The organism is Pseudoxanthomonas sp. Soil82 (assembly GCF_040446535.1).
Classification (GTDB): Bacteria; Pseudomonadota; Gammaproteobacteria; order Xanthomonadales; family Xanthomonadaceae; genus Pseudoxanthomonas; species Pseudoxanthomonas kaohsiungensis.
Genome location: NZ_JBEAAK010000001.1, coordinates 444,840 through 466,545 on the forward strand (window position 1 = coordinate 444,840; position 21,706 = coordinate 466,545).

22 protein-coding genes are annotated in these 21,706 nt (G+C 70.6%); 8 read left to right on the forward strand and 14 right to left on the reverse strand.

What is annotated here, in order from left to right; genetic code table 11:
* Positions 1–70 precede the first annotated feature (70 nt).
* The 6 genes from ABKA19_RS01950 to ABKA19_RS01975 form a co-directional block, all read right to left on the reverse strand.
* Positions 71–1,252: an ABC transporter permease gene (locus ABKA19_RS01950; RefSeq protein WP_353687410.1), complete on the reverse strand. Its 1,182-nt coding sequence runs from the start codon at positions 1,250–1,252 to the stop codon at positions 71–73.
* Positions 1,249–1,995, reverse strand: a complete 747-nt coding sequence (locus ABKA19_RS01955; protein WP_162375948.1) for an ABC transporter ATP-binding protein — start codon at positions 1,993–1,995, stop codon at positions 1,249–1,251. The genes ABKA19_RS01950 and ABKA19_RS01955 overlap by 4 nt, the downstream gene beginning before the upstream one ends.
* Before the next feature lie 31 nt (positions 1,996–2,026).
* Positions 2,027–3,550, reverse strand: coding sequence for an alpha/beta hydrolase (locus ABKA19_RS01960; protein WP_353687411.1), 1,524 nt, complete (start codon positions 3,548–3,550; stop codon positions 2,027–2,029).
* Positions 3,551–3,608: 58 nt separating this feature from the next.
* The gene (locus ABKA19_RS01965; RefSeq protein WP_162375950.1) at positions 3,609–3,800 is read right to left on the reverse strand and encodes a helix-turn-helix transcriptional regulator; all 192 of its coding nucleotides are present in this window, start codon (positions 3,798–3,800) and stop codon (positions 3,609–3,611) included.
* Positions 3,797–4,381 (reverse strand): hypothetical protein, encoded by a 585-nt coding sequence (locus tag ABKA19_RS01970; protein WP_353687412.1) that lies wholly within the window; start codon positions 4,379–4,381, stop codon positions 3,797–3,799. Before ABKA19_RS01970 ends, ABKA19_RS01965 begins: the two co-directional genes overlap by 4 nt.
* A 178-nt stretch (positions 4,382–4,559) precedes the next feature.
* The gene (locus ABKA19_RS01975; protein WP_238394247.1) at positions 4,560–5,282 is read right to left on the reverse strand and encodes a ferredoxin--NADP reductase; all 723 of its coding nucleotides are present in this window, start codon (positions 5,280–5,282) and stop codon (positions 4,560–4,562) included.
* Positions 5,283–5,425: 143 nt separating this feature from the next.
* Here ABKA19_RS01975 and ABKA19_RS01980 point away from each other — a divergent pair, with 143 nt between their 5' ends.
* From ABKA19_RS01980 to panE, 3 genes are read left to right on the forward strand one after another with little or no spacing between them, the layout of a single operon-like run.
* A complete protein-coding gene (locus ABKA19_RS01980; RefSeq protein WP_162375953.1) occupies positions 5,426–6,379 on the forward strand; it encodes an ABC transporter ATP-binding protein in 954 nt (317 codons plus the stop codon).
* Complete coding sequence (locus ABKA19_RS01985; RefSeq protein ID WP_353687413.1) at positions 6,376–7,197, forward strand: ABC transporter permease; 822 nt, start codon at positions 6,376–6,378, stop codon at positions 7,195–7,197. Before ABKA19_RS01980 ends, ABKA19_RS01985 begins: the two co-directional genes overlap by 4 nt.
* A gap of 8 nt (positions 7,198–7,205) precedes the next feature.
* Complete coding sequence (gene panE, locus ABKA19_RS01990) at positions 7,206–8,144, forward strand: 2-dehydropantoate 2-reductase (protein ID WP_353687414.1); 939 nt, start codon at positions 7,206–7,208, stop codon at positions 8,142–8,144.
* Positions 8,145–8,153: 9 nt separating this feature from the next.
* Here panE and ABKA19_RS01995 read toward each other — a convergent pair whose 3' ends face one another.
* Complete coding sequence (locus ABKA19_RS01995) at positions 8,154–8,945, reverse strand: TatD family hydrolase (protein ID WP_353687415.1); 792 nt, start codon at positions 8,943–8,945, stop codon at positions 8,154–8,156.
* Between the two features lie 177 nt (positions 8,946–9,122).
* Here ABKA19_RS01995 and hrpB point away from each other — a divergent pair, with 177 nt between their 5' ends.
* Together hrpB and ABKA19_RS02005 are read left to right on the forward strand one after the other, a co-directional pair.
* Positions 9,123–11,645: an ATP-dependent helicase HrpB gene (gene hrpB / locus ABKA19_RS02000; RefSeq protein WP_353687416.1), complete on the forward strand. Its 2,523-nt coding sequence runs from the start codon at positions 9,123–9,125 to the stop codon at positions 11,643–11,645.
* A gap of 173 nt (positions 11,646–11,818) precedes the next feature.
* Entirely contained in the window at positions 11,819–12,208 is a 390-nt protein-coding gene (locus ABKA19_RS02005; protein WP_353687417.1) for a hypothetical protein, read from the forward strand.
* A gap of 122 nt (positions 12,209–12,330) precedes the next feature.
* On the opposite strand, the gene ABKA19_RS02010 is transcribed toward ABKA19_RS02005, so the two are convergent.
* The 6 genes from ABKA19_RS02010 to ABKA19_RS02035 form a co-directional block, all read right to left on the reverse strand.
* On the reverse strand, positions 12,331–12,891 hold the full coding sequence (locus ABKA19_RS02010) for a pseudouridine synthase (protein WP_353687418.1): 561 nt from the start codon (positions 12,889–12,891) through the stop codon (positions 12,331–12,333).
* 15 nt (positions 12,892–12,906) lie between these two features.
* Positions 12,907–13,206: a putative quinol monooxygenase gene (locus ABKA19_RS02015; RefSeq protein ID WP_353687419.1), complete on the reverse strand. Its 300-nt coding sequence runs from the start codon at positions 13,204–13,206 to the stop codon at positions 12,907–12,909.
* 168 nt (positions 13,207–13,374) lie between these two features.
* Positions 13,375–14,232, reverse strand: a complete 858-nt coding sequence (locus ABKA19_RS02020; protein ID WP_353687420.1) for a class I SAM-dependent methyltransferase — start codon at positions 14,230–14,232, stop codon at positions 13,375–13,377.
* A 250-nt stretch (positions 14,233–14,482) separates the two neighbouring features.
* Positions 14,483–16,192, reverse strand: a complete 1,710-nt coding sequence (gene aceK, locus ABKA19_RS02025) for a bifunctional isocitrate dehydrogenase kinase/phosphatase (protein WP_353687421.1) — start codon at positions 16,190–16,192, stop codon at positions 14,483–14,485.
* A 125-nt stretch (positions 16,193–16,317) separates the two neighbouring features.
* The gene (locus tag ABKA19_RS02030) at positions 16,318–16,671 is read right to left on the reverse strand and encodes a YgiW/YdeI family stress tolerance OB fold protein (RefSeq protein WP_353687422.1); all 354 of its coding nucleotides are present in this window, start codon (positions 16,669–16,671) and stop codon (positions 16,318–16,320) included.
* A gap of 108 nt (positions 16,672–16,779) precedes the next feature.
* The gene (locus ABKA19_RS02035; protein ID WP_353687423.1) at positions 16,780–17,655 is read right to left on the reverse strand and encodes a LysR substrate-binding domain-containing protein; all 876 of its coding nucleotides are present in this window, start codon (positions 17,653–17,655) and stop codon (positions 16,780–16,782) included.
* A gap of 112 nt (positions 17,656–17,767) precedes the next feature.
* On the opposite strand from ABKA19_RS02035, the gene ABKA19_RS02040 reads away from it, so the two are divergent.
* The 3 genes from ABKA19_RS02040 to ABKA19_RS02050 all read left to right on the forward strand — a co-directional run bounded on the left by ABKA19_RS02040 (position 17,768) and on the right by ABKA19_RS02050 (position 18,991).
* On the forward strand, positions 17,768–18,007 hold the full coding sequence (locus ABKA19_RS02040) for a hypothetical protein (RefSeq protein ID WP_353687424.1): 240 nt from the start codon (positions 17,768–17,770) through the stop codon (positions 18,005–18,007).
* A 211-nt stretch (positions 18,008–18,218) separates the two neighbouring features.
* Positions 18,219–18,605, forward strand: a complete 387-nt coding sequence (locus ABKA19_RS02045; RefSeq protein WP_502945688.1) for a GFA family protein — start codon at positions 18,219–18,221, stop codon at positions 18,603–18,605.
* A gap of 32 nt (positions 18,606–18,637) precedes the next feature.
* A complete protein-coding gene (locus ABKA19_RS02050; protein ID WP_353688025.1) occupies positions 18,638–18,991 on the forward strand; it encodes a YciI family protein in 354 nt (117 codons plus the stop codon).
* A gap of 179 nt (positions 18,992–19,170) precedes the next feature.
* Here ABKA19_RS02050 and ABKA19_RS02055 read toward each other — a convergent pair whose 3' ends face one another.
* Positions 19,171–21,399: an NADP-dependent isocitrate dehydrogenase gene (locus tag ABKA19_RS02055; protein WP_353687426.1), complete on the reverse strand. Its 2,229-nt coding sequence runs from the start codon at positions 21,397–21,399 to the stop codon at positions 19,171–19,173.
* Positions 21,400–21,706: the final 307 nt, after the last annotated feature.

The window sequence follows — 21,706 nt, forward strand, 5'->3', positions numbered from 1 at the left end:
GGAAAAAAGGCCCGGCAATGCCGGGCCTTTTTCTTTTCCACTCCGGAACCGGCGGATCGGTCGCGACGGCTCAGGTCGAGATCGCCAGTTTCTCCTGGCGGTAGCGCATCACCGCCGCCAGCCACAGCAGCAGGGCCAGGCCCAGGCTGCTGCCCAGGTACACCGCCCAGACCTGCGCGGAGATCGGCTCGGCGCGGATCACCTTCAGCAGCAGCTGGTTCTGCGCCAGGAACGGCACCGCGAACTGCCACAGCTGGGTCTTTACCGGATTCACCATCAGCATCATGGTGGGGATCATCGGCATCAGCATCAGCCAGGTCATGTGGCTCTGCGCTTCCTTCAGGCTCTTCGCCGCGGCGGCGAGGAACGTGAGCAGCGAAGTTCCGATCAGCAGCATCGGCAGCAGCACGAACAGCATGCTGGCGATGGACATCAGCGACATGTCGAGGGAGCGGGCCATGCCGGTGGCGAACTGCGCGCTGAGCTTGATCGCCAGCAGCGACAGCAGCAGCGACACCACGCCGAGCAGGCAGGCGGCGACGATCTTGCCGCTGACGATCGCTCCGCGCGGGGCCGGCGTGGCCAGCAGCGGTTCCAGGGTCTGCCGTTCGCGTTCGCCGGCGGTGGCATCCAGCACCAGGGCCGCGCCGCCGAGGAAGGCGGTGATGATCAGGAAGTACGGCAGCATCACCGACAGCATCAGGCCGCGCTTGGCCTCGGGCGTGGACACGTCCAGCGTGCCGGTGTTGACCGGCTGCGCCACCGACGGGTCCATGCCCCGCGCCAGCAAGCGCAACGCCCCGACCTGGCCGCTGTACGCGGCCAACGCCCCGCGCAATCGTTGCCCGGGAATGCTGGAGTCGCGCTGCGTCGTGTCCAGCATCACCTCCACTAGCGCCGGCCGGCCGGCGCGCCAGTCCTCGGCGAAGCCCTCCGAGACGCGCAGGCCCACGTCCTGCCGCTGTTCGCGCAGCGCCGCTTCCAGGTCCGCCGGCGCTTCCACCGCCTTGATCCCCTGGGTGGCGAGGAACGCCACCAGGTTCGGCGCGCGCTCCATGCCGATGACAGGCACCTCCAGGACCTTGTCGATCTGGGTCTTGGCCCGCTTCTCGGCCAGCGCGCCCATGCCCAGGATCAGCGCCGGGAACAGCAACGGCCCCAGCAGCAGGGTCAAGGCAAGCGTGCGGCGGTCGCGGCCGATGTCGCGCAACTCCTTCAGCATCACGATCCACATCGTCGACAGCGTGCTCATGCGTGCAGACCCTCCTCGGAGCCGATCACCTTGACGAAGGCGTCTTCCAGGTTGCTTTCGCCGGTCTGCTCGCGCAGCTGGTCGGCGGTGCCCTCGGCCACGACCTGGCCCTTGGCGATGATCACGATCCGGTCGCAGAGCGCGGCCACCTCCTGCATGATGTGGCTGGAGAAGATCACGCAGCGGCCCTCGTCGCGCAGGCCGCGCAGGAAGTCGCGCATCGCGCGCGTGGTCATCACGTCCAGGCCATTGGTCGGCTCGTCGAGGATCACGTTGCGCGGGTCGTGGACCAGCGCGCGCGCGATCGCAGTCTTGGTCCGCTGGCCCTGCGAGAATCCTTCGGTCTGGCGTTCGAGGATCTCGCCCATGTCCAGCGCCGAGGACAGCGCGGCGATGCGTTCTTCCACGCGCGCGGCCGGGATGCCGTGCAGGCGGCCGAAGTAGGCGATGTTCTCGCGCGCGGTCAGGCGCTTGTATACGCCGCGGGCGTCCGGCAGCACGCCCAGCGCGCGGCGCACCGCCACCGGATCGGCCGCCGGGTCCACGCCATCCACTTCGATCCGACCCTGGTCGGGCCGCATCAGCGTGTAGAGCATGCGCAGCGTGGTGGTCTTGCCCGCGCCGTTGGGCCCGAGCAGGCCGGTGATCTGGCCGTCGTGGGCTTCGAAGCTGACGCCGGAAACCGCGTTCACGGTGCCGGTCTTGGTCTTGAAGCTCTTGTGCAGGTCATGGGCGCGGATCATGGCGCGGCTCCCGCTGGAATGTGTCGGCGCATCAGGGTTCCCATCCGTTGAAACTGGTGAAAGGCGGCACGTAGGTCATCGAATCCAGGCAGCCGGCATCCAGCGCCTTCGCATCGGTCGACTCGAGGAACTGGCCCAGCAGCCTGGGCATGCAGCCCAGGCCGAGGGTGCCGTGGGCCTGGCCGCGCAGGACCAGGTGGCGGCCGTTGGGCAGGGTCTGCAGGACGCGTTCGGCGTAGCGCGGCGGCGTCACCGGGTCCAGCTCGCCCGACAGCAGCAGGACCGGCACGTCCGACGACAGCGGCGCGGTGAAATCCTCCGGCCGGCCGCCATGCGGCCAGGTGGCGCAGGCAGCGAAGAACATGCGCGCCACCTCCGGGCCGAGCAGGGTGCCTTCGGCGCCGCCCTCCTGGTAGCGGTCGGCGTCCTCGGCGCAGATCACCGACCACTGCATGCCGCGCGCCATCGAGCCGCCCATGTTGCGGCCCATCAGGTCGTGCAGGGACATCAGCGGCGCGTAGCGGCCCTGGCTGGCCTCGTCCAGCACCAGCGGCAGCAGCGAAGCGGTCTGCGGCATGTACGAGAACATGAAGGCCAGCCCGGTGACGGTGTCGGCGCTGACCGTGCCGGTACGGCTCTCGCCGCTGGCCGGGTCGCGGTACTCGACCTGCGCCGGTGCGTCCTTGAGCTTGGCTACCAGGGCCCCGAGCTGCGCGCGCGCATCCTGCGGAAAGCGCTTGGCGCAGGCCGGCAGCTGGTGGCACTGCTGCGACTGCAGGCCGATCGCATCCTCGAAGGTGTGCGCGAACTCGCCACCGACCACCAGGTCGTTCGGCGCCACGCCGTCGAGCACGATGCTGCGCACGTGCTGCGGGAAGCGCCGGGCGTACTGCTGGGCCACGCGCGTGCCGTAGGAGCCACCGACCAGGTTGACCTCCTGCGCACCGATCGCCTCGCGCACCGCATCCAGGTCGGCGATGGCGTCGGTGGTGGTGTAGAAGCGCGGATCGGCGCGATCGGCCGCCCGTTCGGCGCAGCGCCGGGCGAAGTCCGCGATCGCCGCGGCGTCGACGGTGGCGGCGGCCTGCGGATCGGCGTCCCCGCCTTCGGGCGCGCACGACAGCAGGTTGGAGCCGCCGGTGCCGCGCTGGTCGACCAGCACGACGTGGCGCTGCTTGCGCACTTCCCTGAAGGCCGGATCCAGCTGCGGCCAGACCTGCACCGCCGACTGGCCCGGACCGCCGGCCAGGAAGAACACGGGGTCGTCGGTGGCCGACCCCTCGTCGGTCGCCGGCAGCCAGGCCAGGTTGAGCTTGATCCTGCGGCCGTCGGGCGTGGCCCGGTCTTCGGGAACCTCGAACGTGGCGCATTGCGCCTGCACGTTGCCGGCGGACATGCTGCTGGCCAGCGTGCACGGTTCGAAGGCGATGCCGCCGTAGTGGCGGGTGGAGCCGGTCGCCGCTTCTGGCGCCGGGGCGGAATCGCAGCCGGCGAGCAGAGCCGTCGAAACGGCGAGCACGGTGGCGGCGGTGAGCTGGCGGGTGTTGCGGGACATCATCGAAACGGCCCCTCTCGGTTGCACTTCTGGATGGAAAAGCGGTTGCGTGGCACGGTCACTCGGGCGAGAACACGTCCTCGATGCTCAAGCCGAACAGGCGCGCGATGCGGAACGCCAGCGGCAGGCTCGGATCGTACTTGCCGGTCTCCAGCGCATTGACCGTCTGCCGCGACACCTCCAGCCGCTCGGCCAGCTCGCCTTGCGACCAGCCGCGCGCGTCGCGCAGTTCGCGCAGGCGGTTGTTCACCGGTAGCGCCGCGCGACCACGACCTTGGCCAGGCCGTAGGTGAGGCAGACCAGCGGGAACAGCCAGATCAGCACCGCGCCGGCAGGCAGGTCGATGACCTTGGCCGTCTGCAGGAAGCCGCCCGCCAGGTAGAGCAGCGAGACCAGCGCGGTGGCAATACACACGGCTTCCAGCTCGATGCGCTGTTGCATCTCGTCCGAATCGCGGATGTAGCGGACGATGGCGCGCAGGGCGAACGCGATCGGCGGCACCGGCAGCAGCGCCACCAGGGCGCGCAGCGCCGGCGCCTCGACGTGCCGCAGCAGCCAGACCGAGGCGAACAGGACCAGGGTGTAGGCGCCCATCGCCAGCAGCAGCTCGCGGGTGTAGCGCCTGCGCAAGCCCGGCGAAGCCGAATCGCAGGGCTCGGGCAACTGCCCGCGCAGCAGCGCGGCGAAGGCCAGCACCAGCGCGAACACGAACAGCACCGGACCGGCCCAGGCCGGCAGCAGGCCGGGCCACAGGCGCGGGGACACCGCTCCGGCCAGGCCCGCCAGTACCGCCGCGGCCAGCAGGCCCCAGGTGGTCGTGCGCCGGCTCACGGCTGGATCCACCGGAAAGGACGGAGGTGGCGCGCCATCGCGGAAATCCTTGTCAAGGAAGCTTGACAGGACGATAGGGGCCCGGGCGCGGGCTTGTCAAGCTTCCTTGACAGCCAGGCGGACCGCTCCGCCGGCCCGCCGGGTGCTGCCGCGCGTGCGCCGGCAGCGGCGCGGCGGCCTACTTGTTGGAGACGTACTTCTCGCGCCGGATCTGCGGGATCGGCAGTCCGTACCCCTTCAGCGCCTCGAAGCAGGCATCGACCATGTCCGGGTTGCCGCACAGGTAGGCGATGTCGGTGGTGGGGTCCGGGGCGAACTCGGCCAGCTGCTGCTGCACGTAGCCGTGGCGGACATCCGGATGGGCGTGCGCCGAGCCGGCCGCGGGCAGTTCGCGCGACAGGCAAGGCACGTAGCGGAAGCGCGGATGCGCCTCGGCGAAGGCGCGGAAATCCTCCGCGTAAAGCAGTTCACCCGGCGTGCGCGCGCCCGCCAGCACCACCACCTCCAGGTCGCGTTCGGCCATGCGCTGCGCCAGCACCGGCAGCATCGAGCGGTACGGGGTGACGCCGGTGCCGGTGGCGATCAGCAGGTAGCGGCGGTTGTGGTCGCCGGGCATCAGGCAGAAGCGGCCATAGGGTCCACTGGCATTGACCCGGTCGCCGATGGCCATCCCCTCGAACAGTGCGGTGGCCGCGCCGCCCGCGACGTGGCTCACCGCGATCTCCACCGCTTCGCCCGGCCCCAGTGCGTGGTCGTGGATGGTGGACAGCGAGTAGCTGCGCCGCGCCGGCGTGCCGTCGGCGTAGTCGAAATGGATCTGGATGAACTGGCCCGGTATGAAGTCCAGTGGCTGGCCGTCGTCGCGGGCCAGCACGTAGTGGCCGATGGTGGGCGCCAGCATGCGGCGGTCGACGAGGCGGAGCGGGAACTGGACGGGCACGAGGGTCGTTTTCGCAACGGTGTGTGGCCGGGAGCGTACCCGGCGGCGGCCTATAATAGCCGCAGCCCCCGAACCAGGCGCCGGTACGCGGCGCGAAGGCGTCCATGACTTCCCCCGGCGAAGCAGCCGTGCCCGCGCTGCGCGTGCGCGACCTGCGCAAGACCTACGACAACGGCGTCCAGGCGCTCAAGGGCGTCTCGCTGGACGTCGCCCCGGGCGACTTCTTCGCCCTGCTCGGCCCCAACGGCGCAGGCAAGTCCACCCTGATCGGCATCACCAGCTCGCTGGTCAACCTCAGCGAAGGCTCGGTGGAAGTGTTCGGCATCGACCTCACCACCCGCCGCAGCGATGCGATGCGGATGATCGGGCTGGTGCCGCAGGAGATCAACTTCAACCTGTTCGAGCAGCCGTTCGACATCCTGGTCAACTACGCCGGCTTCTACGGGATCCCGCGCGAGGAGGCCGAGGCGATGGCCGAGGCCGAGCTGCGCCGCGCGCACCTGTGGGAGAAGGCACGGGTGATGAGCCGCACCCTGTCCGGCGGCATGAAGCGCCGCCTGATGATCGCCAGGGCGATGATGACCCGCCCGCGCCTGCTGATCCTGGACGAACCCACCGCCGGCGTTGACATCGAGATCCGCCGCGACATGTGGCGGGTGCTGCGCGAGATCAACGCCGCCGGCACCACCATCATCCTGACCACGCATTACCTGGAGGAAGCCGAGAGCCTGTGCCGGCACCTGGCCATCATCGACCACGGCACGATCGTCGAGTCCGGGCCGATGCGCGCGCTGCTGGCCAAGCTCGACGTGGAAGGCTTCCTGTTCGACATCGACGGCGCGCTGCCGGCGCAGCTGCCGGTGATCGAGGGCACCACCCTGGTGGCGCTCGACCACCACACCCTGGATCTGGACATGCCGCGGGCGATGGACCTCAACCGCGTGTTCGCCGCGCTGCAGGACGCCGGCATCCGCGTGCGCTCGATGCGCACCAAGAGCAACCGCCTGGAAGAGCTGTTCGTGCGCCTGACCGGGCCGAAGCAGGAGGCCGCCGCATGAAGCACGACGCCGACGCCACCGCCGCCGCCATCGCCGCTCCGCGCAGCGACGCGGCGCGCAACTGGACCGCACTGGGGACCATCGTCCGCCGCGAAGTGCGCCGCATCCTGCGCATCTGGGGCCAGACCCTGGTGCCGCCCGCGATCACGATGACGCTGTACTTCCTGATCTTCGGCGGCCTGATCGGCTCGAAGATCGGCGACATGGGCGGCTTCACCTACATGCAGTTCATCGTGCCCGGGCTGGTCATGATGAGCGTGATCCAGAACAGCTACGGCAACATCTCCTCTTCGTTCTTCGGCGCCAAGTTCGGCCGCCACGTCGAGGAACTGCTGGTCAGCCCGATGCCGAACTGGGTGATCCTGGGTGGCTACGTCGCCGGCGCGGTGCTGCGCGGGCTGATGGTCGGCGTGATCGTGCTGGCGATCGCCATGTTCTTCACCCCTGTACGCATCCCGCACCCGCTGGTGACCTTCACCACGGTGCTGCTGGGCGCGACGATCTTCTCGCTGGCCGGCTTCGTCAACGCGGTCTACGCCAAGAAGTTCGACGACGTCGCGATCGTGCCGACCTTCATCCTGACCCCGCTGACCTACCTGGGCGGCGTGTTCTATTCGGTCACCCTGCTACCGGGCTGGGCGCAGGCGCTGACCCACGCCAACCCGATCTTCTACATGGTCAATGCGTTCCGCTACGGCCTGCTCGGCACGTCCGACGTGCCGTTGTGGGTGGCCTACGCGCTGATGCTGTCCTTCGTGGCGGCCCTGTCGATGCTGTCGTTGTGGTTGCTGCGCCGCGGCGTCGGCCTGCGCAGCTGAGCCCGGCCATGCGCGTGCTGGTGCTCGGCGCCGGCGGCACCGGCGGCTACTTCGGCGGCCGCCTGGCCCAGGCCGGCGCGGACGTGACCTTCCTGGTTCGGCCGGCGCGCGCGGTGCTGTTGCGCGAACGCGGCCTGCGCATCCGCAGCGCGCTGGGCGACGCGGACCTGGCGGTGCCCACGACGACCGCCGAAGCGCTGCCGGCGTTGCCGCCCTTCGACCTGGTCGTGCTCAGCTGCAAGGCGTACGACCTGGAGAGCGCGGTCGAGGCGATCGCGCCGGCGGTCGGGCCTTCCACCGGCGTGCTGCCCATCCTCAACGGGCTGCTGCACTACGACCGCCTCGACGCGCGCTTCGGCCGCGCGCGGGTGCTGGGCGGGCTGTGCTTCATCAGCGCCACCCTGGGCGCCGACGGCGAGGTGGTGCACATGGGCGGGCCGGCCTCGATCACCTTCGGCCTGCGCGAAGGCAACACCGACACCGGGGTATTGGCCCGGCTGGCCGCCGCCTGCGCCGCCGCGGACGTCGACCACCTGCTAGCGCCGGACATCGCCCGCGCGCAGTGGATCAAGTTCAGCTTCCTGGCCGCGCTGGCGGCCGGTACCTGCCTGATGCGCAGCAGCGTCGGCGACATCGTCGCCAGCGAAGGGGGCGAGGCGTTCATGGCCGCGCTGCACGGGGAATGCCTCGCGGTCGCGGCTGCAGAAGGCCAGCCGGTGCCCGATGCCGAAGCCAGGACCGCGCGCGGCCACCTCACCCGCGCCGGCTCGCCGGTGACTGCCTCGATGTTGCGCGACCTGCAGGCCGGCGCCCCGGTGGAGGCCCTGCAGATCGTCGGCGACATGGTGCACCGCGCGCGCCGGGCCGGGCTGGCGGCGCCGCGGCTGCAAGCGGCCTGGATCCACCTGCAGGCCTACCAGGCGGCACGGCGGACCACGGACGCCTGAGGGCCCGGCTCAGCCGGGCAGGCGGAAGAACGCGCGGGCGTTGGCCGTGGTCTGCGCAGCGACCGCCGCGGCATCCTCGCCCCGGTCCCGGGCCAGCTCCTCGACGATGTGCGGCAGGAACGCCGGCTCGTTGCGCCGGTCCTTCGGCATCGGCCTGAGCGTGCGCGGCAACAGGTAGGGCGCATCGGTCTCCACCAGCAGGCGCGCGGCCGGGATGTGCCTGGCCAGTTCGCGCAGGTGCTGGCCGCGGCGCTCATCGCACAGCCAGCCGGTGATGCCGATGTACCAGTCATTGTCCAGGTAGTCGAACATCTCCTCGCGGGTGCCGGTGAAGCAGTGCACCACCGCCGGGCCGAGCGCGCCGTCGAAGCCCTTCATCACCGCCATGAAGTCGGCGTGGGCGTCGCGCTGGTGCAGGAACAGCGGCTTGCCGGTGTCCACGGCGATCTGCAGTTGCCGCTCGAACGCCTTGCGCTGGGCCGGCCGCGGCGAGAAGTCGCGGAAGTAGTCGAGCCCGCACTCGCCCACCGCCACCACCTCGGGATGCGCATGCAGCGCGCGCATCTCCGCGTCGCACTCGTCGGTGTATTCGGTGGCGTGGTGCGGGTGCACGCCGGCGGTGGCGAACAGCACGCCCGGATGCGCCCGTGCCAGCTGCAGCGCCAGCGGCGAATGTTCGCGGCTGGCGCCGGTGACCACCATCTGCGCCACCCCGGCCTCGCGGGCGCGGGCCAGCACCGCGTCGCGGTCGCGGTCGAAGCTGTCGTGGGTGAGGTTGGCGCCGATGTCGACCAGGTGCATGAGCGGTGAGCCTGTGAGGGCCGGCTATTGTAGGAGCCGGGGAGACCGGACATCCGTCCGTGGGAAAGCGCCCGCGACACGGGCGTCGGGGTGCCGTGGGACGTCGCCAGTGCCGAGGTGACGTTTCGCGGGCAAGCCCGGCTCCTACAAGGGTATCGGGCCCGTATCCTTGCCTGCATGGATTCCACCGCTTTCCCCATCTCGCCGCTGCTGCCGGCCATCGCCGACAGCCTGGCGGCGCATCCGCGCCTCGTGCTCGAAGCACCGCCGGGCGCCGGCAAGACCACCCAGGTGCCGCTCGCCCTGCTGGATGCGGCGTGGGCGGATGGGCGCCGCATCGTGATGCTCGAGCCGCGCCGTGTCGCCGCGCGCAGTGCCGCCGCGTTCATGGCGCGCCAGCTCGGCGAAGCGGTCGGCGAGACCGTCGGCTACCGGATCCGCTTCGAGAACAAGGTCGGCCCGCGGACGCGGATCGAGGTGGTCACCGAGGGCATCCTGACCCGGATGATCCAGGACGATCCCGAACTCGGCGGCAGCGGACCGGGCGGGATCGCCGCGCTGCTGTTCGACGAGTTCCACGAACGCCACCTGGCCGCCGACCTGGGCCTGGCGCTCGCGCTCGACGTGCAGGCCCAGCTGCGCGAGGACCTGCGCATCGTGGTGATGTCGGCCACGCTCGACGGCCAGCGCCTGGCGGATTTCCTCGACGCACCGCGCCTGTCCAGCGAGGGCCGCAGCTTCCCGGTGCAGGTTGCGCACTTTCCGGCGCGCCGGGAGGAATCGATCGAGGCGCAGGCGCGCCGGGCGACCGCGGAGGCGCTGGCGCGGCATCCGGGCGACGTGCTGGTGTTCCTGCCCGGCCAGCGCGAGATCGCGCGCCTGCAGGCGGCGCTGGAGGCGGCCGCCCTGCCGGCGGATACCGAAGTGCTGGCCCTGCATGGCGAGCTGCCGGTGGAGCAGCAGTCGCGCGTGCTGCAGCCGGCACCGGATGGCCGTCGCCGCGTTGTCCTGGCGACCAACGTCGCCGAGTCCTCGGTCACCCTGCCCGGGGTGCGGGTGGTCATCGACAGCGGCCTGGCGCGCGAGCCGCGCTTCGATCCCAACAGCGGCTTCTCGCGCCTGGACGCGGTGGCGATCTCGCAGGCCTCGGCCGACCAGCGCGCCGGCCGCGCCGGCCGCGTTGCCGAGGGCTGGGCCTGGCGCCTGTGGCCGGAGTCGCAGCGCCTGGAGGCGCAGCGCCGCCCGGAAATCGCGCAGGTCGAGCTGGCCGGGCTGGCGCTGGAACTGGCCAGCTGGGGCAGCGACGCACTGCGCTTCGTCGATCCGCCGCCGCCCGGTGCGTTGGCCGCCGCGCGCGAACTGCTGCAGCGGCTCGGTGCGCTGGCCGACAGCGGCGGCCTGACCGCCGCGGGCAAGAGGATGCTGGCGCTGGGCACGCATCCGCGCCTGGCGGCCATGCTGCTGGCCGCGCGCGACCCCCGCGAACAGGCATTGGCCGCCGACCTGGCCGCGCTGGTCGAAGCGCGCGATCCGCTGCGCAGCCGCGGCGACGCGCTGGCCGAGCGCTGGCGTGCGCTGGCCGCGTTCCGTGGCGGCCGCACGCCGGCCGACGCCAGCCGTACGGCGCTGGCGGCGATCGATGCCGCCGCCCGGCAGTGGCGACGCCGCCTGCGCTGCGACGCCGCGCCGCCGGACACCGTCGAGGCGCACGCAGTGGGCGACCTGCTCGCGCACGCCTTTCCCGACCGGATCGCCGCCCGGCATCCGGCCGATCCGTTGCGCTACCAGCTCGCCAACGGCCGCATGGCCAGGCTTTTCGAGGACAGCGCACTGCGTGGCGAGCCCTGGCTGGTGGCCAGCGAACTGCGCTTCGAACCGCGTGGCGACGCCCTGCTGTTGCGCGCCGCGCCGGTCGACGAGGCGCGGCTGCGCGAGGATTTCCCGCAGCGCTTCGTCGAACGCGAAGGCGCGGTATGGGATCCGGACAGGCGCGCGCTGGTGGCGCGCCGCGAATCGCGCTTCGACCGCATCGTGCTGGACAGCCGGCCGGCCGGGCGCGTGGATCCGGCCCAGGCGGCGCAGGCGCTGACCGATGCGGTGCGCGAGCTAGGCGTGTCCGCGCTGCCGTGGACCGATGCGCTGCGCCAATGGCAGGCGCGGGCGTCCTCGCTGCGGCAGTGGATGCCGGAACTGGCCCTGCCCGACGTCGGCGACGACGCGCTGGCGGCAACGCTGGATGCCTGGCTGCGGCCCGCCTTCGTCGGCAAGACCCGGCTCGATGCGTTGTCGGAGGAGGAGCTGGGCCAGGCGCTGAAATCGTCGCTGGACTGGACTGCGCGCCAGCACCTGGACCGGTTCGCGCCGGCGCGCATCGTCGTCCCCTCCGGCATGGAGCGGCGGATCGACTACGCGCTGGACGACGACGGCGTGGCGCGCCCGCCGGTGCTGGCGGTCAAGCTGCAGGAGCTGTTCGGCCTGGCCGATACCCCGCGCGTGGCCGACGGCCGGGTCCCGGTGCTGCTGCACCTGCTTTCGCCCGGCGGCAAGCCGCTACAGGTGACGGGCGACCTCAAGGGCTTCTGGGATCGCACCTACCCCGAAGTGAGGAAGGAGATGAAGGGTCGCTACCCGCGGCACCCATGGCCGGACGACCCGTGGAGCGCCACCGCGACCCACCGCGCCAAGCCGCGGGGCACCTGACCGGCCCGACCGGAACGTGGGGCGACCGCCGCGGCACGGGGCCGGCATCGGGGCAATGAACCGCAGGCATCGGCCGATGAACCGCCACGGCCTGGCTGCGGCGGTGCTGACGTATCGTCCACATGCCGTGGCCGACACTGGCCGCGCCTCCCACCTCTCCGCGGGGATCCCCCATGAGCAAGCTGACCATCATTTCCGATCGCGCCCTGGAGCTGGCCGAACAGGCCGGCGCGGGCCTGCGCCACGCCGGTTCGAGCCTGCGCGACGCCGGCATCGGCGCCGAACAGTGGATCAAGACCGGCGCCGCCCTCGGCGCGGCCAAGGCCGGCTTCAAGGTCGCCCGCGGCACCGTCCGCCGCCATCCGGTCGCCGTGGCCACCGCCGCGGCGGTGGTCGGCGCCGGCGTGCTGGCCTACGTGCTGTATCGCAAGCGCCGGCAGCAGCAGGCGCAGGAGCCGATCGAGGGCGAGTCCAGGCGCATGCCGCGCAGCAACGGCAACGCCTCGGCGCGCGCGCGCGCCAGCCGCCCCCGCCGGCCGTCGTCGACCTCGGCGTCGACCTGATCCACCCCGCGCCGGGCACGGTCTCCAGCAGCGATGGTGCCAACCCGGCGCCGTCGAGCGTGCCCGCGGCGCAGGGCTACACCGGCCAGCGTCATCGGTGACGCGCGCCCGCCAAGCGCGCGTCAGCCGCGATCCAAGGGGACCCAGTCCCCGGGCATCAGCCACCTGCCGTCCTGTGCACGGTCCAGTCGATACGGGCCGACCGCCACCCGCACCAGCCGCAGCGTCGGCAGTCCCACGGCCGCCGTCATGCGCCGCACCTGGCGATTGCGTCCCTCGGTGATCTGGAGTTCCAGCCACGCATCCGGCACGGTCTTGCGATAGCGCACCGGCGGGTCGCGCGGCCACAGCGCTGGCGCACCGATGCACCGGGCCTGCGCCGGACGGGTCGGTCCGTCATTGAGTTCCACTCCGTCGCGCAGGGCGCGCAGCTGCTCCGGACGCGGGTCGCCTTCCACCTGTACCCAGTAGGTCTTGGGCTGCTTGTGCCGCGGATCGGTCAGCCGGTGCGCGAGCGCGCCGTCGTCGGTGAGCAGCAGCAGGCCCTCGCTGTCGTGGTCCAGGCGGCCGGCCGGATACACGCCGGCCGGCAGGCCGAAGCCGGCCAGGGTCGGGCGCGGCGGCTGCGAGCGGTCAGTGAACTGGCACAGCACGCCATAGGGCTTGTTGAACGCGACCAGCATCGGGAATGCGGGACCTCAGCCGGTCGCCAGGCCGTGGCCGCCGAGCGGGCGCGTCTCGGTGCGCGAATCGAAGCCGGCGATCAGCGGCCGCCCGCGCGCGATCGCGTCCTTCACCGCCGGCAGCGCCAGCGAGCCCTGGTGGCTGGCCGCGCTGTCCCAGACTTCGGTGACCCAGAGCGCGTCCTCGTCGGCTGGATCTTCGGCGATGACGTAGCTCAGGCAGCCAGGCATCGCCGCAGTGCCCTCGAGCAGGACGGAGGCCAACGCGGCGCGCTGGCCCGGAATGGCGCGCATCCTTCCGATCAATCCATACATTGACGTGGCTCCGTTCGCGACGGGCGGGACCAGGACCGACGCGCCCGCCGCCAGCAAGGTGATGAAGCTGCGTCGGTCCATGGGTGTGCGGCGGGTTTACGGTGCGCGGCGGCAGCGTGCAGGCTGGGCCGCGGGCGCGGCCCCAGCGCGCTCACCCCCATCCGCTTCTCACTTTCTCACGAAGCGCAGCGTCATGCGGTCGCTCTCGCCGATGGCCTGGTACTTGGCGCGCTCGGCCTCGGGATGGTTGTTCGACGGCGGCAGGGTCCACACGCCGTTCGGATGGTCCTTGGTGTCGCGCGGGTTGGCATTGACCTCGCTGCTGCCAGCCAGCTCGAAACCGGCGGCCTTGGCCAACGCGATCACCTGGTCCTGGCCCACGTAACCGCTCTTGTCGTCGGCCGGCACGTCGCCCTTGGCGCGGTGCTCGACCACGCCGAGCACGCCGCCGGGCTTGAGCACCTCGTAGAAGCCCTTGAACATGCCTTCGGCCTGGCCGGCGCTGCGCCAGTTGTGCACGTTGCGGAAGGTCACCACCAGGTCTGCCGAGCCCGGCGCGCCGAACGACGGGGCCTTCGGGTCGTAAGCCACCACCACGGCCTTGTCGAACTGGGCGGCGCCGTCGGCGAACTTCTTCGCCAGCCCGTCCTTGCCGCGCTGGTAGTAGTCGCGCTGGCGGCCGGCCTCGAACGCTGCCGGATCGACGATCGCGGCCACGTACTTGCCGTCGTCGCGCAGGTACGGGGCGAGGATTTCCGAGTACCAGCCACCACCGGGGGTGATCTCCACCACGGTCATGTCCGGACGGATGCCGAAGAAGGCCAGGGTCTGGCCCGGATGGCGGTACGGGTCGCGCGCTGTGTTGGCCGGGTCGCGCCAGCTGCCGGCGATGGCCGCCTGCAGCGCCGCATCGGGCGCCGGCAGGGTGGCGCTGTCGGCCGGCTTGACCGCCTGCGCCAGCGGCGCGGCGAGTGCCAGGGCCAGTCCCAGCAGGCAGGCGCGGGAGAGCGGGGTGCGGTTCGACATCGCAAGGCTCCAGTCGATGGAAGGTGGCGGCGAGCCTAGCACGCGCGCGGTGGCGGCCCGTGTGCACGGGTCGGCAATGTCGACCCTGGCCGAAGAGGCGCGGGTGATCGGCCCCGCCGTGGAGCGCGACTTGCGCCCTGGCCTTCGTGGACAGGCCGCACCCGCAACCGCTCCGTCGTAGAGCGGGGCTTGCCCCGCTGCCGTGGCGGATGGCGCCTTGAACCCCCAGTGCAGCGGGGCAAGCCCCGCTCTACGCCAGCTTCAACGCATCCGGATAAGGCGGCGTGTCCGGCCATTCGCCGCTGCGCAGCTGCGCCTGCAACTGCCACCACCACTGCGGCCGGAACAGCTGGCCGTGCACGGTCTTCAGTGCGGCGGCAAGCGGACCCGGCAGGCCCATGAACATCGGGAAGCGCTCGGGGAACACATCTTCCGGCGCGACATGGAACCAGGGCTCGCTCGCGATCTGCTCGTCGTATGTCTGCGCCTGCGGCCACTCGCGGAACCGGCACTCGCCCACCGAACGGATCTCGTCGTAGTCGTAGAAGACCACGCGCCGGTGGCGCGACACGCCGAAGTTCTTCAGCAGCATGTCGCCGGGGAAGATGTCGTTGCGGGCCAGGTCGACGATGGCCTGGCCGTAGTCGAGCGCGGCCTCGCGCACCGCCTCGCCGGCCTGCTCGCGCAGGTACAGGTCCAGCGGCCGCAGCCGCCGCTGCACGTAGCACAGCGACAGCACCACGTCGTCGCCGTCCTCGGCCAGGCTGCCGGTGCAGCTCGCGCGCAGTTCGGCCAGCAGCGGAGGATCGAAGCGGGCACGCGGGAAGCGCAGGTGGCGGAACGGTTGCGCGTCGAGCAGGCGGCCGATCCGGTCCAGCCGGAACACCCGCTCGTACTGCGCCTGCACCTGCTCGCGCGTGGTCGCCTTCGGCCAGGCGAAACGGTCGCGGATCACCTTGAACACCAGCGGGTAGCCCGGCAGGGTGAACACGGCCATGACCATGCCCGGCGTGCCCTCGGCGCGGACCAGGCGCTCTTCCGGGTGGCCCTGGAAGTAGCGGAAGAAGCTGCGGTAGCGTTCGGTCTTGCCCTGCTTGGCGCGGCCGAGCACGGTGTACAGCTCGTCCACCGGCTTGTTCGGCAACAGCGTGCGCAGGAACACCACCGCGTCGCCGACCGTAGGCAGGTCGGCCTGGAAATAGCTGCGCGAGACGCCGAACAGCTGCGCCACGTCGGCGCGCCGGGTCAGTACCGCCTCGGCGCGGATCCCGCCGTCGCCGTGCACCAGCGCGATCACGCACGGCGAGAAGCGGTGCTCGCCGAACACGCGGCCGACCAGGTAGGCGCGGCGCTCGCGGTAGAACACCGTGTCCAGCAGCTCGATCCCGCGCACGGGGTGCCCGCCCCAGTGGGCCAGGTCGTCCTGCAGGCGGATGGCTATCGCCGCCGCGCAGCGCATGCGGTGCGCATAGGGCACGGCGAAGCGGTAGTTCTCCAGCACGCGCATGAAGGTGTCGGTCGGCCGCGTTTCCGACACCGCGTAGCTGTGCCGGGCGACCGGCGTAGTGATCGCATCGGTCGGTTCGATCTCCAGGGCGACGAACTCGATGGCCGGATCCACGCCGCGGGTGCGGAAGAAGCGCCGGGTCAGCGTGTTGTAGAACGTCTTGTACAGCTCGATGTCGACCAGGCCGTCGATCAGCGCCGCGTACGCCGCGCGCACGTCGATCCACGGCGCGCGCTCGTGCTGGCCGGAGGACAGCAGCGCGCCCAGGCGCCGGCCGCATTCTTCGATGCAGGCGTCGTACAGGTCCAGGCGCTCGGTCGCGTCCTCGCGCGCCGCGGCCCAGTCGCGGGTTTCGAAGCGCTTCTGCGCGCGACGGCTGATCGCGGCGAAGCGCGCGTGGTAGTCGTCGAAGGCGTCGCGGATCTGCGCGGCGATGGCATCGGCCTGGGTCATGCGCACATGGTAGGGCGCGCGCCGGCCGCGCGGCCAAGTTCCGTCGCGCGCATCGCGCCGTAGAGCGGGGCTTGCCCCGCTGCTGCAAAGATCTCGTCCCGAGAAGAAGCGGGGCAGGCCCCGCTCTACGGGGACAGCACCTCGAGCGTCTTGACCCAGACGTAGCGCCCGGCAGGACCCCGGTCCACTTCGCCCAGCAGTCGCACCCGGGTATCCGGACCGGCCTGTCGCCCGCCCCATACGCCGGAGGCGATCTCCACGCGGATCTCGCCAGTGTCGTCGCGGAGCGTGAAGTAGTCGCTGCGCTGGTGGTTGACGATGTTGCCGGTCAGGGTGACGTAGCTGCCGATGCGCGCGTTGCCGATGGCGGACACGGTGGTGGGCTGGCCGCTGGCACTGGGTCCGGTGAACTGCGCCATCGCGGCGGAAGCGGACAGCACGGACAGGCAGAACACGAAGGCGAAGACGATCCTCTTCATCGCGTGCACTCCTTGGGCGGGAAATGCCGGGCCGCAGCAGTGCCGGACGGCCGGCGCATCGATCATGCATGCGCCACGCCGTGGCCCCCGAATGCGTGGCCGTTGCGGTCAGCCGCGCGTCCCGGCCGCCTGTTCGAGCAGCCATTCGCGCACGGTGGCAAAGCCGGCGTGCGACAGGCTGCGCTCCGGGTACACGAGGTAGTGGCCGAAGCCGGCCTGCATCCGCTCCTGCGCCAGCGGCTGCAGCCGGCCAGCGCGGACCAGTGGTTCGGCCAGGGTCCAGCGCGCCAAGGCCACGCCAATGCCCTGCACCGCTGCCTGGTGCAGGGTCTCGGTGTCGTCGAACCGCGCGACATAGCGATCCGGCGGCTGCCCGCCGAAGCGCGCGAACCAGTCTTTCCAGCGATCGGCCGGATCGCCCAGCAGCGGCCAATGTGCGAGCTGGTCCGGGGCCGGCGTGCCGAGCCTTTCGACCAGCCCGGGACTGGCCACCGGCACGATGGATTCGTCGAACAGCAGCTCGGCGCGCACGCCCGGCCACTGCCCGCCGCCCAGGCGCAGTGCCAGGTCCACCGGCTCGCGCTCGAAGTCGACCACGTGGATGCTCGATTGCAGGTTCAGTGCCAGCTCCGGGTACCGCGCCAGGAACGCCGGCAACCGCGGCACCAGCCAGGCGGTCGCCATCGACGGGATCAGGCTCAGGGTCACCGTGTTGTCGCCGCGCACGGTGGCATGGCGCAGCGCGTGCTCGATAGTGGCCAGCGGACCGGCGATCGCGTCGAACAGGCGTTGCCCGTCCGGGGTCAGTTCCACCCCGCGCGGCCCGCGCGCCAGCAGGCGATGCCCCAGCCGCTGTTCGAGCAGGCGCATGCGATGGCTCAGCGCGCTCACGGTGAGGTTCATGCGCTCGGCCGCGCGGGTCAGGTTGCCCAGGCGGGCGGCGGTGACGAAGGCGTCCACCTGGTCCAGCGGGAGTCGGCTCATCTTGAACTCACCTCAAGCCTAGCTTGCTGATGTTTCGCTATGTGAGCGCAAATCGTGACCCTATCTTGGCAGTCATTCAAGCCGGCGTGGCGGCGCAGATAGGAGCGGTGTGATGGGCAGCGGGAACCGGAAACAGGTGTGGCACCAGCTGGCCGTGATGTACCAGGGCCTGCTGTTCCTGGGCGGCCACGTCGTCGATCACGACCTGGCCGCCGGCGGAGACTGCGGTCAGCGTAGCCGGGCTGCGGCGGACCAGACAGCCGCGCGCGCTCACGCCCCTGCGCTGCTCCGTCGCGATGCGTGGCGGAGGGATGCGGACACCGCGCTGCCGAAGTTGCGCCCAGAGGCCTAGGCATGTTCCTTCCTTGTTCCGCCGCCGCATACGCGTAGCTCTGGCCGGAGTCCATGGTGGAATCACCGATCAATATGAAAGGTCTGCCGTAGCTGCAACGCACCCCCTTGATTCGAGCCAGGACCCGGCGGGCGAGGCCTGGCTTTCCGGGTGGCCTGTCGCGGGGTAGCGCGTGGCCACAGCACGCTCCATCAACGGGAGAGGTGAACGAATGCGAGGAAGCTGTCATTGCGGAAATGTTCAATACGATGCGGACGTCTCGTTCGACATGCCGACATTCCGCTGCAACTGCTCGGTCTGCACGAAATCCAGAAGCTGGATCCTGCCCATGCAGGCGAGCCAGCTGGAGGTCCTGGAGGGAGGGGATTCCATCAGCGTCTATACCTTCGGAGAGGGAGCGGTCGAGCACTGCTTCTGCCGGCATTGCGGCATCAGGACATTCGGCCGCTCGAACGGGCGCTCACCCATGCATCCCTTCGCGGCAATCAACGTCTCGACCCTGGATCTGCCATCCGAAGATTTCATGAAGTTCGGCATCTCGTATCTCGACGGGGCGCACGACTCCCAGGAGCCACCGGATATCACGGCGTATCTCTGATCGCCGGGCGCGGAGAAGTGGCCGTGAAATTCATGCTGATCATTGCCCATGGCGACGAATTCACGCCAACGCAGGAGCTTGTTGGCGCCATCCATGAATGGATTTCCGAGAACGCCCATGTCGGAGTGCGGATTCATGGCAATCCCTTGCAGCCCGCCGCCACCGCAACGACCGTCCGAATTAGGGACGGCAGACAGCAAGTCGTGGCAGGGCCCTTCTCCCGCTCGAACGAGCAGATGTGTGCCTACGAGCTGGTGGAATGCGCCAGCATGGATGCTGCCGTCAGGCTCGCACTCACGCACCCCATGGCGAAGGCTGCAACGATTGAAGTCAGGCCGATCTGGCCAGAACTGGCAGTTGGGCAGGCGGTGTCCAGCGCCGTATGACGATCCGGTGGCCTCGACCTCATCCGCTGCGACTGGGAAAGGGACCAGGATGACAGTTCGCGGCAGCCATTGCCGAAGCAGATCCCAGTGCACGGATCGCAGCGCGGCCGGCCTGAAACGCCGACGCCCGGCTAGGGCCGGGCATCGGGGGCGTATGGCGACCTGCGTCGCGCTGCAGCTCAGCCCAGCATCGCCAGCGCGGCGTTGAAGGTCGCCGACGGACGCATCGCCGGACCGGCCTTGGCCAGGTCCGGGTGGTAGTAGCCACCGATGTCGACCGGCTTGCCCTGCGCACCGTTGAGCTCGCCGATGATGGCCGCCTCGCCTTCGGTCAGGGCCTTGGCCAGCGGGGCGAACTTCGCCTTCAGGCCCGCGTCCTGGTCCTGCGCGGCCAGCGCCTGCGCCCAGTACAGGGCCAGGTAGAAATGGCTGCCGCGGTTGTCCAGCTCGCCCACCTTGCGCGCCGGCGAACGGTTGTTGTCCAGGATCAGGCCGTTGGCCTGGTCCAGCGCGGCGGCCAGCACGCCGGCCGAGGCGTTGCCGGTCTGCTCGGACAGGTGCTCCAGCGAGGCGGCCAGGGCCAGGAACTCGCCCAGCGAATCCCAGCGCAGGTAGTTCTCCTCGACGAACTGCTGCACGTGCTTGGGCGCCGAGCCACCGGCGCCAGTCTCGAACAGGCCGCCGCCGGCCATCAGCGGCACGATCGACAGCATCTTGGCGCTGGTGCCCAGTTCCAGGATCGGGAACAGGTCGGTCAGGTAGTCGCGAAGAACATTGCCGGTCACCGAGATGGTGTCCTTGCCCTGGCGGATGCGCTCGAGCGAGAACTTCGTGGCCTCCACCGGCGACAGCACGCGGATGTCGAGGCCGGCGGTGTCGTGGTCCTTGAGGTACTTCTCGACCTTGGCGATCACCTGGCGGTCGTGCGCGCGCGCGGTGTCCAGCCAGAACACCGCCGGGGTGCTGCTGAGCCGCGCGCGGTTGACGGCGAGCTTGACCCAGTCCTGGATCGGCGCGTCCTTGGTCTGGCACATGCGCCAGATGTCGCCGGCCTGAACCTTGTGCTCGAACACGACCTTGCCCGCCTCGTCGGTGACGCGCACGGTGCCGGCGGCCGGGATGCGGAAGGTCTTGTCGTGGCTGCCGTACTCCTCGGCCTTCTGCGCCATCAGGCCCACGTTGGGCACGCTGCCCATGGTGGTCGGGTCGAACGCGCCGTGCGCCTTGCAGTCGTCGATCACTGCCTGGTACACGCCGGCGTAGCAGCGGTCCGGGATCACCGCCTTGGTGTCCTGCAGCTTGCCTTCGGCGTTCCACATCTTGCCCGAGTCGCGGATCATCGCCGGCATCGAGGCGTCGACGATCACGTCGCTGGGCACGTGCAGGTTGGTGATGCCCTTGTCGGAGTTGACCATCGCCACCGCCTGGCCGGCGGCGTACACGGCCTCGACGTCGGCCTTGATCGCGGCCTGTTGCGCTTCCGGCAGCGAGGCGATGCGCGCGTACAGGTCGCCGATGCCGTTGTCCGGGGAGAAGCCCACCGACGCCAGCGCCTCGGCGTGCCTGGCCAGCGCGTCCTTGTAGAACTCCGAGACCACCACGCCGAACATGATCGGGTCGGAGACCTTCATCATGGTCGCCTTCAGGTGCAGCGAGAACAGCACGCCCTGCGCCTTCGCATCGGCGACCTGGGCGGCGACGAACGCGGCCAGCGCCTTGCGGCTCATGGTCGAGGCATCGACGATCTCGCCGGCCTTGACCGCGACCTTCTCCTTCAGCACCACGGTCCTGCCGTCGTCCTGGACCAGCTCGATCTTCAGGCTGCCGGCGGCGTCGACGGTGGCCGACTGCTCGCTGCCGTAGAAGTCGCCGCCGTCCATGTGCGCCACGTGGGTCTTCGAGTCCTTGCTCCACGGCCCCATCCGGTGCGGGTGCTTGCGTGCATAGCTCTTCACCGATGCCGGCGCGCGGCGGTCGGAGTTGCCCTCGCGCAGCACCGGATTGACCGCGCTGCCCTTGGTCCGGTCGTAGCGGGCCTGGATGTCCTTTTCCTTCTCGTCCTTCGGCGCGTCCGGGTAGTCCGGCAGCGGGTAGCCCTGGGCCTGCAGCTCCTTGATCGCGGCCTTCAGCTGCGGCACCGAGGCGCTGATGTTGGGCAGCTTGATGATGTTGGCCTCGGGCCTGGTCGCCAGTTCGCCCAGTTCGGCCAGGTGGTCGCCGATCTTCTGCGCATCGCCCAGGTAGTCCGGGAACTGGGACAGGATGCGGCCGGCCAGCGAGATGTCGCGGGTCTCGACCTGGATCCCGGCGGTACCGGCGAAGGCCTGGACGATCGGCAGCAGCGACTGGGTCGCCAGGAACGGGGCTTCGTCGGTGAGCGTGTAGATGATCTTCGGCGTGTTCGACATGGTCTGGGCGGGCTCTCTTCGGTTCGACAGGCGGAACGGGAAGGCCGGCGGCGGCGGCACGGAAAGCGGTGCGGCCCGGCGCGGCGAAACCCCCGCATTGTCGCGTGTTTTGCCCGCCGCTGCGCGCGCGCCGGCCATGCCCGGCGGTATGGCGCGGGACTGTCCGGGACAGCGTTCGCGCGCGACACGCTCGCATCGGCCCGCCACGCGCGCTCCGCGCCGGCCTCCTTGGCAGGACGCGCCCGGGATGGACGCACGGGTGGCGGGTGCGGCGGTGCGGGCCGCCACGGCGGGCGGCCTTTACAAT